The sequence below is a fragment of the Bacillus sp. LJBS06 genome (assembly GCF_016924995.1).
Taxonomy (GTDB): Bacteria; Bacillota; Bacilli; order Bacillales; family Bacillaceae; genus Bacillus; species Bacillus stercoris.
Genome location: NZ_CP070483.1, coordinates 1,154,856 through 1,169,884, shown reverse-complemented (window position 1 = coordinate 1,169,884; position 15,029 = coordinate 1,154,856). Strand labels below are relative to the sequence as shown.

At 48.3% G+C, this 15,029-nt stretch carries 10 protein-coding genes; 5 read left to right on the top strand and 5 right to left on the bottom strand.

Going from position 1 to position 15,029, the window contains the following annotated elements; all coding sequences use genetic code 11:
• Nucleotides 1-64 precede the first annotated feature (64 nt).
• Together addA and addB are read right to left on the bottom strand one after the other, a co-directional pair.
• Complete coding sequence (gene addA / locus JQX68_RS05845; protein ID WP_147771724.1) at nucleotides 65-3,769, bottom strand: helicase-exonuclease AddAB subunit AddA; 3,705 nt, start codon at nucleotides 3,767-3,769, stop codon at nucleotides 65-67.
• The gene (addB, locus tag JQX68_RS05840; RefSeq protein WP_147771723.1) at nucleotides 3,756-7,256 is read right to left on the bottom strand and encodes a helicase-exonuclease AddAB subunit AddB; all 3,501 of its coding nucleotides are present in this window, start codon (nucleotides 7,254-7,256) and stop codon (nucleotides 3,756-3,758) included. Before addB ends, addA begins: the two co-directional genes overlap by 14 nt.
• 183 nt (nucleotides 7,257-7,439) lie before the next feature.
• Here addB and JQX68_RS05835 point away from each other — a divergent pair, with 183 nt between their 5' ends.
• Nucleotides 7,440-7,877: a ferritin family protein gene (locus tag JQX68_RS05835; RefSeq protein WP_147771722.1), complete on the top strand. Its 438-nt coding sequence runs from the start codon at nucleotides 7,440-7,442 to the stop codon at nucleotides 7,875-7,877.
• Nucleotides 7,878-7,995: 118 nt separating this feature from the next.
• The gene (locus tag JQX68_RS05830; protein ID WP_014663456.1) at nucleotides 7,996-8,325 is read left to right on the top strand and encodes a four-helix bundle copper-binding protein; all 330 of its coding nucleotides are present in this window, start codon (nucleotides 7,996-7,998) and stop codon (nucleotides 8,323-8,325) included.
• 36 nt (nucleotides 8,326-8,361) lie between these two features.
• On the opposite strand, the gene JQX68_RS05825 is transcribed toward JQX68_RS05830, so the two are convergent.
• Nucleotides 8,362-10,089 carry an SgrR family transcriptional regulator gene (locus tag JQX68_RS05825; RefSeq protein ID WP_147771721.1) on the bottom strand — a complete coding sequence of 576 codons (1,728 nt, stop codon included), beginning with the start codon at nucleotides 10,087-10,089 and terminating at the stop codon, nucleotides 8,362-8,364.
• 113 nt (nucleotides 10,090-10,202) lie between these two features.
• Here JQX68_RS05825 and JQX68_RS05820 point away from each other — a divergent pair, with 113 nt between their 5' ends.
• The 3 genes from JQX68_RS05820 to JQX68_RS05810 all read left to right on the top strand — a co-directional run bounded on the left by JQX68_RS05820 (nucleotide 10,203) and on the right by JQX68_RS05810 (nucleotide 12,889).
• On the top strand, nucleotides 10,203-11,405 hold the full coding sequence (locus JQX68_RS05820; protein ID WP_147771720.1) for an MDR family MFS transporter: 1,203 nt from the start codon (nucleotides 10,203-10,205) through the stop codon (nucleotides 11,403-11,405).
• A 107-nt stretch (nucleotides 11,406-11,512) separates the two neighbouring features.
• Nucleotides 11,513-12,661 (top strand): AbrB family transcriptional regulator, encoded by a 1,149-nt coding sequence (locus tag JQX68_RS05815; protein WP_147771719.1) that lies wholly within the window; start codon nucleotides 11,513-11,515, stop codon nucleotides 12,659-12,661.
• A 57-nt stretch (nucleotides 12,662-12,718) separates the two neighbouring features.
• Nucleotides 12,719-12,889 (top strand): hypothetical protein, encoded by a 171-nt coding sequence (locus JQX68_RS05810; RefSeq protein ID WP_014663452.1) that lies wholly within the window; start codon nucleotides 12,719-12,721, stop codon nucleotides 12,887-12,889.
• 26 nt (nucleotides 12,890-12,915) lie between these two features.
• Here JQX68_RS05810 and JQX68_RS05805 read toward each other — a convergent pair whose 3' ends face one another.
• Nucleotides 12,916-13,443, bottom strand: coding sequence for a MarR family transcriptional regulator (locus JQX68_RS05805; RefSeq protein ID WP_147771718.1), 528 nt, complete (start codon nucleotides 13,441-13,443; stop codon nucleotides 12,916-12,918).
• Between the two features lie 76 nt (nucleotides 13,444-13,519).
• On the bottom strand, nucleotides 13,520-15,019 hold the full coding sequence (locus JQX68_RS05800) for a monooxygenase (RefSeq protein ID WP_147771717.1): 1,500 nt from the start codon (nucleotides 15,017-15,019) through the stop codon (nucleotides 13,520-13,522).
• Between the last annotated feature and the right edge of the window lie 10 nt (nucleotides 15,020-15,029).

The following is a 15,029-nucleotide window of genomic DNA, read 5'->3' as shown; positions in this document are numbered from 1 at the left end:
CACCTCTCTTTTATATAGAAAACGAGACCCGCTCCGCCTGAAATCCCGGAGCTTACGGATCTCGCTATAATGTGAGAATGTGCCCTCCGTCAAAGAAATAAAGCGCACATCCCTTTACCTTTGTTTTTGCAATTTGCTCAACTGCCTTCGTGTACAGCTGAATTTGGGTATCATATCGTTTCTTCAAGATCGGGGCCGCTCCTTCAAATCCATGTTGGAATTTGCCCTCAATCCGGTCCGACTTATAATCCAATAAATATAATCCGTCCTCAGTTTCATAGAGACAGTCAATGATCCCCTGCACTAAAAGCGGCTCATCCGCCTCGTGTGCATCAGGATAGATCTCCTTAGCCGGAAGCGCCAAGCTGAAAGGTATTTCCCGGTCCTTCCATTTCGCACCGATCAGCTGTCCCCCGATCTCTGTATGGAAAAATTGCACGATTTCTTCTATATCAATAGCGTCTTTTTGTTCTTCAGTAAGCAGCTCTTTTTCATAAAGCCTTTGAACCGTCTGCTCAGCTTCTTCTATCGACGGCACATGTGACAACGGGATATGCTGCATCACCGTATGCATGGCAGTTCCTTTCTCTGCCGCTGTCAGGCCTTTTTTCATCATAAAAGCGGGACGTCTGTACAGAATGCTTCCGTCAGCCGGTTTTACAAGGGCCCTGCCGCTGTATTCATCCTCGTACTCTCTTTTTCTCTTGATCTCAGAAACCGACTGCTTTGTCCGAATTTGTGTCACCTCTTGATGCGGGTAGGTCCAGTTCAGCTGCTCGCGGGCTTTTTCATCAAATGCAAACGAGCCGGGAACTGGTTCCCCTCGGCGGATCGCTTCCAGACGTTCACTTTTTTCTTCCATTCTTTCTTCCACATCATCATCAAGCAAATCATAGGAATGAATCATTTGAACGGCAAAACGAGCTGGATGGCCTGAGATATCAGCGTGTACTGGTGTACCGTTTCCAGCCAAAGCCTCCAAGTCTCTATGTCTGGCAAGAGCCGATCCGATGAAATCTAAATATGTTTTCGCCTGATAGCGGTCAAATTCCGGAAGGAGCCAATCAGTTTGGGACGCGGATGCCTGCCATTTTGCGAGCTGTTTCTGATGATTCTTGCACGAGCCAATCAGAAACAGCTTTTCCTTCGCTCTCGTTAATGCAACATAGAGAACACGCAATTCCTCTGACAGCAGCTCCCTGCGCATTTTTTTCTTCATCGCAATGAGAGGCAGCGTCGGGTAGCTGATGCGCAATTGCGGATGAATATACTTCGTGCCGAATCCGAGCTCCTTGTCCAGCAGGTACGATTTATTTAAATCCATCATGTTAAAATTCCGGCCGAGACCCGCTGCAAACACGACTGGAAATTCGAGCCCTTTGCTGCTGTGGATCGTCATTAAGCGGACAACATCCTCCTGCTCGCTGAGCGCTCTCGCCGTACCAAGATCATCGCCCCGCTCTTGCATGCGTTCGATAAACCGCAGGAAACGAAACAAGCCGCGAAATGCCGTTGATTCATATTGGCGCGCCCTGTCATAAAGAACACGCAAATTGGCCTGGCGCTGTTTTCCGCCCGGCATCCCGCCGACATAGTCCATGTATTTCGTGTCGCGGTACACTTCCCAAATCAGCTCAGATACTGAGTGGTTTTTCGAAAAGACGCGCCATTTTTGCAGATGTCCGTAGAACGTTTGCAGCTTTTGATAAAGCTCGTCGTTCCGGTCACCAGCAGCCAAGTAGTCTTTCATCGCTTCATAGTAAGGCGCTTTTGTATTTTCAAGCCGGATCAAAGACAGCTCGTTTTCATCTGCTCCGACAATCGGTGAGCGCAGAACAGAGGCAAGCGGTATATCCTGATACGGGTTATCGATCACCTTCAGCACTGAAAGCGCGACGGCGACTTCGATCGCTTCGAAATAACCTGACGTTAAATTGGCGTAAACCGGTATGCCCTGTGCTCTCAGCTCCTCCATGATTTGCGGAGCCCACGGCATGGAGCGGAGCAAAATCACAATATCTCGGTATTGAATATTGCGATGTGTTTTCGTTTTTCCGTCATACACCTTAAATGGCGATGAAATCAGCTTGCGAATTTCCTTAGCGATGGCTTTGGCCTCAAACTGCACGGTTTCAAGCTCTTCTGCTTCCTCGCTTGCATCCGTATCTTCTGCGTTGTCGATCAGCAGCAGCTCCGTATCCGTCTCGTCATTGTCCGGATACGCCGCACCAAGCTTCAGCTCAGCCTGCTCGTCATAATCGACCTCACCGATTTTGCCGCCCATCAGCTGTTTAAATAAAAAGTTTGTGCTGTCTAATATATCTGAACGGCTTCGGAAATTTTTATTCAAGTCGATTTTCCGCCCCGTGCCTTTCCCGCTCTCTGTAAACCGTTTGTATTTAGAGAGGAAAAGAAGCGGCTCCGCAAGCCTGAATCGATAAATTGACTGTTTGACATCGCCTACCATAAACAGGTTGCCAGTCTCCTCCGGCCCGCTTGTGACGAGCTGCAGAATCGATTCCTGTACGAGGTTGGTATCCTGATATTCGTCAACGAGCACCTCATGAAACTGTTCTTGATAAAACCTTGCAGCCTCGCTCGGCTCATATTCACCTTTGTCATTCTGAGCTGTCAAAATCGCTAAACAGTAATGCTCCAAATCAGAAAAATCGATGATTGATTTTTCCTGCTTCGCGGCTTCGAACCGTTTTCCATAGCTGATAACAATCTGTACGAGCGTTTCAATGACAGGCTTCATCTCGGTTAGGCTTTTCAAGTGCTGTTCAGGACTTCTCGTAAAGTAGTCGGTTTTGAGCTTTTCGAGCAGTTTTTTTGCGCCGTTTCTCAAATCTGTCGCCTCATCAAGGAGCGCCGGATCGAACTCATCCCCTTTTACTGCTTTGGCACGCTTAAAAGCGACGGCTGGCACACGACGATATAGTTCACTAAAATCGTCCTGGTGCTGAATCAGTTCATCAATCTGCGCTAGATCATCAAGAAAATTGTCAGCACGCGGCGCCGGGCCGCCCGGCGCTTTCGTCAGCTCAAGCGCGCGCAAGAGCTTTTCCTTCGCCCCGTTAAGCACCATTGCAATATCCTCTTTGACATATTGATAAAACGGCAGGTCCTCGATGGCGCTCTTTTCTGATACATCATACAAATGAACAAAGCTTTCCAGCCACGCCTCCGGGTTGGGATGGGATCGGGAATACTCGTACACTTGTTTAACGAGAAATTGCAGATCCAGATCGTGCCGGTCTGTCGTGTAGCGGTCAACAAGCTCAAAAAATGCCTTTTCGCCCTTTGCGTATTCGTCTTCAAACAGCTCGTCAAGCACTTCATCCCCAAGCAGCTCGCCTTCCGTCTGATCAGCTATCCGAAAGCCCGGATCAAGATCGATCAAGTAGTAATATTTCTTCAGCACTTGCAGGCAAAAGGAATGAAGCGTCGAAATGCTGGCCCGGTTCAAAAGAGAAAGCTGCCGTCTGATATGCAGCGAGCCGGGGCGTTGTACAAGCTCTTTTTCCAAGGCATCCGCAATTCGGTGTTTCATCTCTGCCGCTGAGGCGTTTGTAAATGTCACAACGAGAAGGCGGTCTACATCAATTGGGTTTTCCTCTGCGGTGATTTTCCGAATCATTCGTTCAACAAGCACAGCGGTTTTACCAGAGCCCGCAGCCGCTGCCACGAGAATATCCTGGCCGGTTGAAACAATGGCATTCCATTGGTCATCTGTCCATGTGCTGTCTGCCGGTTTAGGAATGTTCATTGCCATCCGCCTCCTTTTTTATCCACTCAAGTATCGTCTTGTCTTTTTCAGCTTTTAATGTGCGATACTCGTTTTCCTCTAGTGATTCATCAAATTGGCACACTGATTTGAACGCACAGTATGTGCACGGCGTCTTGTTCTTCATTTTGTACGGCTCAATGGATACGCGGCCGTCGGTAATTTGTTCGCCTGCTTCTTGGAAGGTACGGCGCACATGCTTTGTCAAAAGATCAAATTCCTTTTCACCGACTGCTGCCGAGTCTGATCTGAGAGAGCCGTCTTTTTTCAGACCGGCGTTGATGATATTTGACCGTCCCTCTTGAAGGGTTGTATCCATAAGGCGAACCACTTCCTGATCGCCGAGGAGCAGGCCCTTCATTTTAAATTTCTTAAAAATCTCCTGTTCAATCTCGTCAAGCCCGAGCGGGAGATTAGATTGAATCATCGGATCATGAATATGGAAATACAGCACTCCTGCAGGCGTTGCCCTCATTCCGAGCCAGTCGGCTGAATGTGTAATCGATAAATCAAGGTACGTCAGCATTTGCAGCGCCAATCCGTAATATACTTCCGCTAAGTCAAGCCCTTTATCGCTTGATTTATAATCGACAATTCTGAGGAGCAGGCCTTTTGAGCTTTCAGCTTTATCCACACGGTCAATACGCCCGACGAGCTCCATCGTACAGCCGTTTTTCAGTTGAAAGGTCAGCGGCGGAAGCGGCCCTTTTCCTCCGAAGCCCAGTTCAAGCCCGATCGGTACGAATCCGCTCGCTTTCGCATGCTCGCTTAAAATACCGGACACACGCGTCACAATTTTTTGCAGTTTTTCCTTTACATAATAATGCCGGTTTGAGCTGAGCAAAATTTCCTTTTGCAGTTTCGGTGCCAGCCGCTCTACCGCATCATAAGAAAACAGCTCGCACTGCTCTTTCGTTAAATCTCGCCAATCCAGCTTTTGCTCACGCAGCCTGTCTGAAATCAGCTTTAAGCTGGAATGAAACAGCTGGCCGATATCCGGCGCTTCAAGCTTGAAAAATTGCCGTTCCTTCAGATGCAGCCCGTGTGACGCAAAATGGGAAAACGGACATGCGTTAAAGGTTTCCATTCTCGATACGCTGCCCTGAATGCGTTCACCATAGAGCTGTCTTGACACACTGCGTTCAAGCTGCTTTACTTCATTCCGGAAAAACAGGCTTGAGAACAGCTTTTTCGATTGCAGCCTGTCCGGCTCACTCATCAGCACATTGTACGTGCTCCACCAGACGTCGCTGATGTCATATTCCCGGGTCCATAATCTGAGCTGACTCGCAGTAAAGGACTGTGCCACGCTTTGATTGACAACATACTTCAGCTGTTCCTCATCGCTGACCTGCTCAGGTTCATTTGTCAACAGGCGCTCCTTATGATGCGGAAACAGTTCTTCCAGCCGTTTAACGACAATCGACGGCAAAAGCGTTTTTCCTTCCGCATCTGCAATCGGATACGATACATAAAGCCGGTCAGACGGACTTGAAAATGCCATGTAGATGAGGAAATGCTCATCAAGCAAACGCTCCCGTCCGCCTGAGGAAAGCTCAACCCCGATCGTTTTCAGCCATTCCCGGTCATCATCCGACAGAACCCCGTTTTCATCAGGGCGTGCCGGCAGAACGCCGTCGTTTGCCCCGAGCACAAAGGTACAGGATGTGCCATACATTCTGGACAAATCCATATTGCCGACAAATACCTGGTCAAGCGCAGGCGGAATAAGCGAAAATGTAAGCGACTCCGCGCCGGCTTCTATCATTTGCTGAAACAAATCAAGAGAAATCTCATCATCTCCCATCATTTCAACAAACTCCTCAAGCAGCTGAATGACTGCGTCCCACGCCTGCTGATGCTGCTGCGCTTCAATGATTCTGCCGTCTTCCTCAGCACGCTGCCTTTCCTGATCCAGCTTCAGCGGCACCTCCGTCTCTTCTAAATAGCGATAGAGCGCCTCTGCCTTCTCCTGTACCGTCTTTGCTTTTTTCATTCGTTTTTGAAGCTGAAAAAGCGGCGGAACAATCCAATCGCGGGTGTCATTCAACATGTTTTCCATTTCGATTTCCTGATCGGTCTGCGCAAAATCATCATCCAATGACACAAAGCGCCTATATTGGAAACGGTCGCCCTTTGTCCAGCGGTCGCCTTTGATCCCATAAGCGATACAGTAATTTTCGAGCTGATCGACCTGTTCTCTCACTTTGGCCTTCGGTTCACTGAGCGGGAATAGCAGTTCGGTTTTCACACAGCGAAACACCGCTTCATAACGCCAATTCCCTTTCAGAACATCAAGGCTTGACCGGATAAATTCGATTAACGGATGGTTCAGCATAGATGCTTTTCCGTCAATGAAATAAGGAATCTCGTAATCTGCGAAAACTTCCTTCACCATATCCTTGTAGTCTTCCGGCTGGCGCGCAAGAATTGCTACATCTTTATAGCGATATCCTTTCTCTCTGACGAGGGCGTGAATTTCCCTGGCAATACCTTCCAGCTCAGCTCGTCTGTTCGCGGCCTGCATTACAGTCAGTGCTTCTTGTTTTTCTGTGTAAGGAACGGCCGGACGCGCTTCATACTGCGCCTCTAGATGGGCCAATTCAGGTGTCTGTGTATGCCGCTCAGTCCCACTCAGCTCTTTATACGTAATGTCTAAATTCAGTTCCTTCGCCTTCTGATGCAGGCGGTAATAGGTTTTCCCCGTCATTCTAAACAATTCCAGTTCATGCGGCTCCCGCTCATATGACGGCTTGTCCGCTGTGAGCGAAAACGTGATATGCTCTGCATGAACCATAAGCTGCTCCAGCACCCTGAATTCCTGCGGTGTAAACTGATAAAAGCCATCCACATAGATATGCGCGCCTTTTACATCTTCCGCAAGCGGGATATGCTCTGCCAGCAATGTCAAATAATCCTCAGAGTGAAGATATTGATCTGCGAGGCTTTTTTCCATTTGCTGATACAGAATCGATAAGTCATGGAGCTTTTCAGATAACACACGTTCTCCGCGATATTCGGAAGCCGTTCCGCTTTCCGCCATCCGGCGGATATCCTCCGGTTCCAGACAATACCGCTTAAACTCTGTCAGCATCCGCTCAACCTGTGCGGTAAACCCGTTTTTGTCACTCGCTTTTTGATAGACTTTGAACTCCTGTTTATGCTCCTCAATGAGCTTCCGCAGGAGCATTTGTACGCCGGTGCTCGTCAGAAACGGCCTGCTCATTCCTCCCGTATGCTGAAGGACGCGCCAGGCCAATCGTGAAAAGCTGAACACTTGAGCGCGTATCATTCCGCCCATATCTGGCGTTTTAGCAAGCTCATATTCCATTAAAAACGTCATTTGATCCGGGACTAGAAAAATGATCGGCTTCCCGAATGGAGCCCGGCGCAATTCATCCTGAATGCTGTTGATGATCAGCTTCGTTTTTCCACTCCCGGACCTGCCTACTAAAAACTCTGCTCCCAAATTAGAAGACCCCTCTCTTTTTATCTTTATATATTTTATCGAATGTTGACGAAAATGACCAATCTGATCTATTGGTAAAAACGGCCTTTTCACATATAAAAAGCTGATTATCCCCGCACATCTCTCCTTGCCCAACATATACTTTTACAAAAGCCCAATTCCTAGGAATGGAGTTGAATCCTCTTGCATTACAGTTACTATCCCTATCCGGTGCCATACCGGGAAGATCCTGTTTTGATTCGGAATTTGCAGAAGGCCATCAACGGAGAATTCAGTGCAATTCAATGCTATCGCAGGCTTGCCGAACTAGCCGACCGCGATGAAGTCAGAAAACAGATTGAAGAAATCAGACGTGACGAGATCCGCCACCTTCGTGAATTTTCCACACTGTATGGATCGATTACCAGCAAGCACATCATGCCGAAACAAACGGAAGAGTGCCCGGACCATTTCACGAGAGGACTGGACGCCGCTTTTAAAGATGAACAAGAAACCGTCGACTTTTACTTGCGTGCAGCCGAGGAAACGTCAAACTTAAAAGCGAAAGGCGTCTTCACGCGCGCCGCACGTGATGAACAAAATCACGCTGTCTGGTTCCTATACTATCTGGCCAAACGTTAGATATACCCGTTTTAGGGTATATGTACATATCTCCTCAGCTAAAAACACATTCCTCCGTTTTTTTCAAATGCAGCCGGGAAACATAAAACCATACATTGCCATACAGGGGGAATCAACCATGGAGCAATATTCAGAAGCTTGTATTGAGGCTTGCATTGATTGTATGGAGGCTTGCAATCATTGTTTTACAAAATGTTTGGAAGAAAGCGCGCACCACGATCTCAGCGGCTGCATCCGGCTTGACAGGGAATGCGCGGATATTTGCGCCCTGGCAATTAAAGCCATGCAAACGGACAGCCCGTTTTTGAAAGAAATTTGTGCACTTTGCGCCGATATTTGTGAAGCGTGCGGCACTGAATGCGAAAAGCATGATCACGATCATTGCCAAGCATGTGCGAAAGCCTGCTTCGCCTGCGCTGAACAATGCCGCAGCATGGCGGCGTCTTAAAAGACGGAGAGGGTTCAATGATTGAACCCTCTCTTTTTATTTGGACAGCCACACGGAGTACAAATCAATCCATCCCTCTTCATCAAGCACCAGGCCTTTTACATTGTTACTTGATGTCACCTGTAGCACATTTTGATACAGCGGAATTGCATTCAGCTCCTGTGTAAGCTGACGGTCAATGTCACGCAGGATATTCATTCTCGAACAGCGGTCAGGCATGGAAAACATCCGCTCTATCATTCCCGAGCAGAATTGTGTCAGCTTTTCAGATAGATGCTGGCACAAGAAACTGTTCTCCGACAGCAGCAAATGCAGAAAACCAAACTCGGTATCTTGATAAAACGTCGCACTGTCATGAATGATATCCGCCATCTGCACGACTTCCGGCCGTCGCAGATCATCAGCATCACAGAATCGAAGTGTAAGCTTGATCCCGTGTTGGGCGCACATATTTTGAATCCATTCGGCGTCCTCACGATGATCCGTTTCCGAAAAGGTATACAGCACCATTGTTTCGCCCTCGTATCCGCTTTTCTTCAACAATTCAGATGGCGTAACGCCCTCTAACTCAAAAGAACTCGGATGCCAAAACGACGTAACCGGGATTCTTCGGTGCCCTCCCGCTTCACGAACGAGCCGTTCAGAGGAAATCAACAGCCGGAGCGCTTTTCTAAAGCTTCGGTGCTGAAGAGGCCCCTTCTTTTTCAGATTGAGCGACAAATACTGGACATGCCGCTCATCAAAAACAGTTTGCTGCTCAGGACATGTTTGTTTTTCTTGAATGGTAAATCCGTTCATCTCACCGGCTTGTTCAGAAAACACAAACTCCACGCGATCCAAATAGGGGTGCCCCTTAAAGTAGCGCTCATAGGCTTCAAGCACAAGCATCCAGCCGTGATGCTGATTCACCCGAAAAGGCCCTGTTCCATTGATCCCGCCGTCCTGTTCGGCCGACAATATGGACAGCCGTTCGTCACAAAGAGCATACGGCAAAAACTCATTCGGCTTATCAAGTATGATCTCCACACAATAAGGGCCCTTTTCTAAGACTTGTTTCACTCCGTGCAGCAGCCATTTATACGGGTTGTCAGCCACTTCCAAAAAGCGCTGAAACGTAAACGCAACGTCCCGCGATGTCAGCAGCTGCCCATTATGAAACGACACACCTTTTCGAAGAAAAAATCTCCACCGTTTTTTTCCGTCCTCTTCCCATCCATGAACCAAATGAGGCTTCGGCTCCTGCATATCCGGATCAAACGTGAGAAGCGTATCAAATATCTGTTTGGCGAAATGGCCCTCAGACCGCAAAAATATTTGGCATGGATCAAAACTGCTGACAGATTCAGGGGAGATGAACATCCGGAGAACATCCTTTTCTCCATCCCGGCCGGACTCTGTCACAAAACCAAATACCTCAGAAAACCACATACCATATTCATTTTGAAGCTCCGGAAACGCGGACTGATACTGCTGAAGCAGCTCCTCTGCCTTTTTAAGCTTTCCAGCCATGGTATATTCCTTGGCAGTTTGAAGAAGCAGTTCCTCAGGCCTCCGAAGAAACGCGATTTTTGATTTACGCCCACGCCCCGCCCCGCTTTCCCGGGTAATCCAATTGCTGTTCTCCATCTTATGTAAAATGAGCTTTGCATTTCTTTCCGTACAAAATAAACTGGCGGCAATCTCAGTGAGCGTCATTTCGTTCATTTGCCCATACTCAGCCCGTCCTGTTTGTACAAGTGCCACGTAGTGCTCAATTAGCTTCAATCCCCGCACCTCCCGACAAAAGGGGAACTTTTATCTCTTCTTTTCTTCACTTTTTGGGTCGCCGTCCCTTCTATACACTACTACTATATCAAACACCGAAAGGCGGCGATCACATGCTGACCAGCTTTCAATCTATTAAATCAAGATATACCGCTCCCGTTTGGCTCCGCTTTTTCGGCGAAATGCTGACAAGCCTGACAGGTGCAATGATGGGACCTTTTATGGTGCTGTATCTGCATGAACAATTAAACGGCAATGTCATGATGCCAATGCTGATCATCAGCCTTCAGCCATTTTCTGATCTTTTCCTGACGCTCGCTGCCGGACGGGTGACGGACCAGCTTGGTCGGCGTACAGCGATTTTGATCGCATTGCTTCTGCAATCATCTGCAATGACAGGGTTTGTATTTGCTGAGCATGCGTATGTTTTCGCCATTCTTTATGTCGTGAATGGCATCGGAAGATCGTTATACATTCCCGCTTCCCGCGCCCAAATCGCTGAAAGCACGCCAGAAAGCAGACGTTCGGAAGTATTTGCGGTCATCAACGCGATCTATTCAGCCGGCCTGACGGCAGGGCCGCTGCTCGGAATGCTCCTGTACAAACAAAATCCTGAATGGATATTCGCTTTAGATGCCGCAGCCTTGTTCATCTACTTTCTGGCAGCTGCATGGAAACTTCCTGAGACAAAGCCGCAAAACACAGCTGTGACACAGGAAAAGTCTGCGAGCTTTACGATATACAGGCCCGTCCTGCTTCTTTTGCTGCTTTCTCTCCCCATCAGCATGTTATATGCGCAAACAGAAACAACATACCGACTGTACAGCAAAAATATGTTTTCTGATTATCTGTCCATGCTGACCATCTACTCAGCAGCAAAGGCTTTATTCAGCTTTGTTTTCCAGGTTCCTCTTGTCAAAGGGACTGAAAAACTTACAATGAAAACGATTCTTTTCATTACTTATATCTGCTACTCCCTTGCGGCTGCCGGCTTTGCATGCTCAACATCCCCGACAATGCTTTTAGTGACGGTAGCGGTGATGACGGTTGGCGAAAGCATCGGATTAACTCACATCCAGACCTTCATCTCAAAATTGGCACCGCCTCATTTGCTTGGCCGGTTCTATGCTGTCTATGGTCTGCATTGGGATATATCCCGCTCAATCGGACCGCTCGCGGGCGGGCTGATCCTGACATCGTTTGGCGGAGAAGTGATATTTTACGCCCTTGCCGTGTGTCTGCTGGCAGCAGGTTTATGCCTGACTTACACAATAGAGAAGCTCGAACATAAGGTCATAAGAAAAGTGAATCACTAATAGAAAATAATTCATAATTTCTTTATCAACAAAAATATACTATAGTAATAAATACATTCACTACGTGAACAATTGGAGTGTTACGCGAAAAGGAAGAAGGGTTTACATTGAAGAAAGACGAAAATCTCCTCAAAGATCTATGGTTTATCGCAATCAGTGCAGCCGGGGGGTTTATTCTTTCATTAACCGGAATATCAATTGGATGGATGATCGGAACGCTGATTGTCGCCTGCTTCCTCGCCATGATACGGCCGGCATGGCTGATGATGGCACCAGACCAAAAAGGAATTAACCGACGATGGCTCGCCCTCGGGCAGATGATCCTCGGCATCGAATTGGGCCAAAAGCTGAATTTATCCGTTCTCTCTGTTCTCAAAGACCATTGGTTTTCAGTCGGCGTTATGCTGATATTGTCTATCCTGCTGGCCATGCTGTCAGGATATGTGCTTTGGCGTTTCAGCAAAACGGATATGATGACTAGCTTTGTCGGCACAGCTCCCGGCGGGCTTTCCGCCATGCCGAGCATCGCACAGGAGGTCGGCGCCAACACCGCCATTGTCAGCCTCGTGCAAATGATGCGGGTGCTGCTCGTGGTCCTTTCCATTCCGTTTTTGGTTATCATGATCTATACAAAACAAGACAGTTCCACAAGTGCTGCGGCAGGGCTTTCTTCAGCAACGACAGATTTTAGGCTCGCTCCCGTTTTGTGGACCGTCATTCTGATTCTCGCTGCCTGGGGAGCCTGTAAAGCGGCGAAATGTTTAAAGTTTCCGGCTCCATGGCTGCTTGGCAGCATGCTTGGTGTAGCAATTGTACATGTTGGCGGAGCTGCGGCGATAGGGCACGACATGACGGCATGGTGGCCGTCACAAGCGAACCATGTATCACAAGTATTTCTCGGGGCAACGATCGGCTCTAAAATGTACAAAAGCATGTTTGCCGGCGTCACCCGCATTATCATCGTCGGGTTTATCTCATCCGTCGGTTTAATCGCAGCTATGTTTTTGAGCGCCGTGATCGTTTCCGAGCTGACAGGAATCTCGCTCATCACCTCTGTTCTGGCATTTGCGCCCGGCGGGATTGCAGAGATGGCGACGACGTCAGTTACATTACATGCTGATTCCACCTTTGTCGTTGCGGTTCAGGTCATCCGCGTCATCCTTGTCATTGCCCTGCTGCCGCCGTTTTATCGTCTGCTTCACCATCTTCATGGTGAAAAAAAAGGAAAAGAGAGCTCGATCAGCAGCAATGCATAATTGGAAACAAAATCCTTCCATGATACACTTATAGCAGATGGGGAAGGAGTGACTCTTTTGCTGCGCGACAATCCAGAGAAGGCAATGCACTTATATTATGGCATATGCTTAGGAATCTGGCTGATTTATAATTTGGTGGCAACCGGCTCCCCCGGACTGCCGCTTACGATTTTAGTCGGAGGAAATTTGATTTACCTCATCATCCTGAAAAAGAAAGAAAAAACGTAAAAAACACGCACCTCAGTGCGTGTTTTTTATTTGAAAATGCCGGGAAGGCCTCCTTCAATTTCTTCTGACGTCGGATACCATTTTGTCACAAGATCACGAAACAGCCGTTCCGCAAAAAGAATTTCCTCCTCGGTATAGCGGTCAAAAAATGACAGAAAACGCTGTTCAGCCTTCTGATGATAATATTTGTGCAAATTGTGCAGCTTTTTTCCAGCAGGCGTCAATCGGAAGTAGACTTCCTTTTTATTATCGCTGAGCTGTGTTCTATGCAGGAAGCCTGCGCCGAGCAATTTTGTGCTGATGCGTGATACAGTCGCTTTTGTCGTATTCATTTTTTCTGCTATCGACGTGACATTGATTGGTTCATTGTCCCCGACACAGGACAGAACATGAATTTCTGTCATCGTCAATTGAGATTTACTCCCCTGCTCTACATCCAGCTTCCTCAATTCGTCGGATAAAAAAGCTTTAATAAGCCCCTCCCATTTCTCCTGCTGATGAATGAGTTCCGCATACAATTCAAAAAGATTGCGTTTCGTATGATCTGTGTTCATCGGGTTTTCCATCCTTTTTCATTCGATTGTTTCTTCTATCATACCGTTTTGTTACAGACGAAACAATCGAATTGAATTATACTCGGCTGGTGACGGAAAACCAGCGGCTGATCCCTTTTTGAATCACCTCGGCACAATCGGGCGCTGATGCATCTACCGCCCAGGCTACATGTCCATCAGGACGAATCAATATGGTATGCACATCCCGCAACTTTTCATTCGGTTCTGCAAGCGAGGCGTTTACCGTTCGTAAGCCTTTCACATTGATATGATCATCAGCTTCCTGCATCAACGACAGCAAAACGAATGTCCCGTTTCGGAGAAGGCTGTACAGCCCTTCCGAACTGGCGTCGGAAAGAATCAGCTCCATATCAGGGAGCCTTGCCCCGTTCAAAGGATGCGGCGGCATGATAAGATCAGCTTCATATCTGACATCGAGCGCAGAAATTTGCCCCGCTACATATCGATTCACATCAGGGAAGGCCAGCAGCTCCGACATCATCCCCCGCAAATGGAGGCCTGCTTGAGTAAAATCAATCAGCCTTGTCTGTGCCTCCGTGTTCCTCAAGAGCCCTTCAGCTGCCGGGTGCCGCTCGTCATGATAGCTGTCCAAAAGCCATGAAGGCGCAGAGCCCTTGATCGCCGCCGCCAGCTTCCACCCAAGGTTCATCGCATCCTGAAGGCCGACATTCAATCCTTGCCCTCCCGCTGGAAAATGAATATGTGCGGCATCACCTGCTAGAAAGATTCTGCCGTTCCGATACCGTTTTGCTTGGCGCGCGGCGTTTCCGAACCGCGACATCCACGAAGGATCGGTTAAACCGAAGTCAGTCCCGCAAATTCGCAGAAGGTCAGCTTTCAGCTCCTCCTCAGTCACCGGCACATCTTTCGGCGTTTGTGTGCGATAAGGGCTGACGACAACTACACGGTATTGGCCTGGTGATAACGGAACAATCATAGCACCGCCCTCTTTTGTGCAAAGGGACAGTACTCCTGACGGCGGCGGAGAAAGGAGCACCACATCTCCAAGCGCAGCGGTGACAGTACTGTCTGTTCCCGGAAACTCAATTCCAGCCTGTTTCCGAACGGTACTTCCACCGCCATCGGCACCAACGGCAAACTTACTTGTGATCGTCCGTACACTGCCGTCCCGATCCTTAAAAATCGTTTGCACCGCTTCCCCGTTTTGCGTTACCGCGAGCGCCTCTGCCCCCCGAAACACCTCTGCACCCAGACGTCGTGCATGATCTTCAAGCAGCTTTTCTGTTTTGGACTGCGGGAGCAAAAGCGTGTAAGGGCAACTCGTATCCAAGCCTGAAAAATCCAGACGGGTATCCAGCATTGAAAAATGTCCGGAAGGTATCTTGCTTCCCTTGGATACGAACCGCTCTAAAATCCCTCTCATCTCAAGGAGCTCCAGCGTTCGGGGATGCAATGTCAACGCTTTGGAATGTGGAACAGGTTTTTCAAGCCGTTCAATCACACATGTTTTCACCCCGGCCATCGCAAGCTCAGAAGCCAGCATAAATCCGACCGGCCCTCCACCTATAATCACTGCTTCATATTTCATCATCATTCACCACTCC

What these genes read in the sequence shown, in the direction of transcription:
- JQX68_RS05805 (WP_147771718.1), bottom strand. Translation starts at nt 13,443, where the DNA reads ATGAACACAGATCATACGAAACGCAATCTTTTTGAATTGTATGCGGAA.
- JQX68_RS05830 (WP_014663456.1), top strand. Translation starts at nt 7,996, where the DNA reads ATGGAGCAATATTCAGAAGCTTGTATTGAGGCTTGCATTGATTGTATG.
- JQX68_RS05800 (WP_147771717.1), bottom strand. Translation starts at nt 15,019, where the DNA reads ATGATGATGAAATATGAAGCAGTGATTATAGGTGGAGGGCCGGTCGGA.
- JQX68_RS05820 (WP_147771720.1), top strand. Translation starts at nt 10,203, where the DNA reads ATGCTGACCAGCTTTCAATCTATTAAATCAAGATATACCGCTCCCGTT.
- addA (WP_147771724.1), bottom strand. Translation starts at nt 3,769, where the DNA reads ATGAACATTCCTAAACCGGCAGACAGCACATGGACAGATGACCAATGG.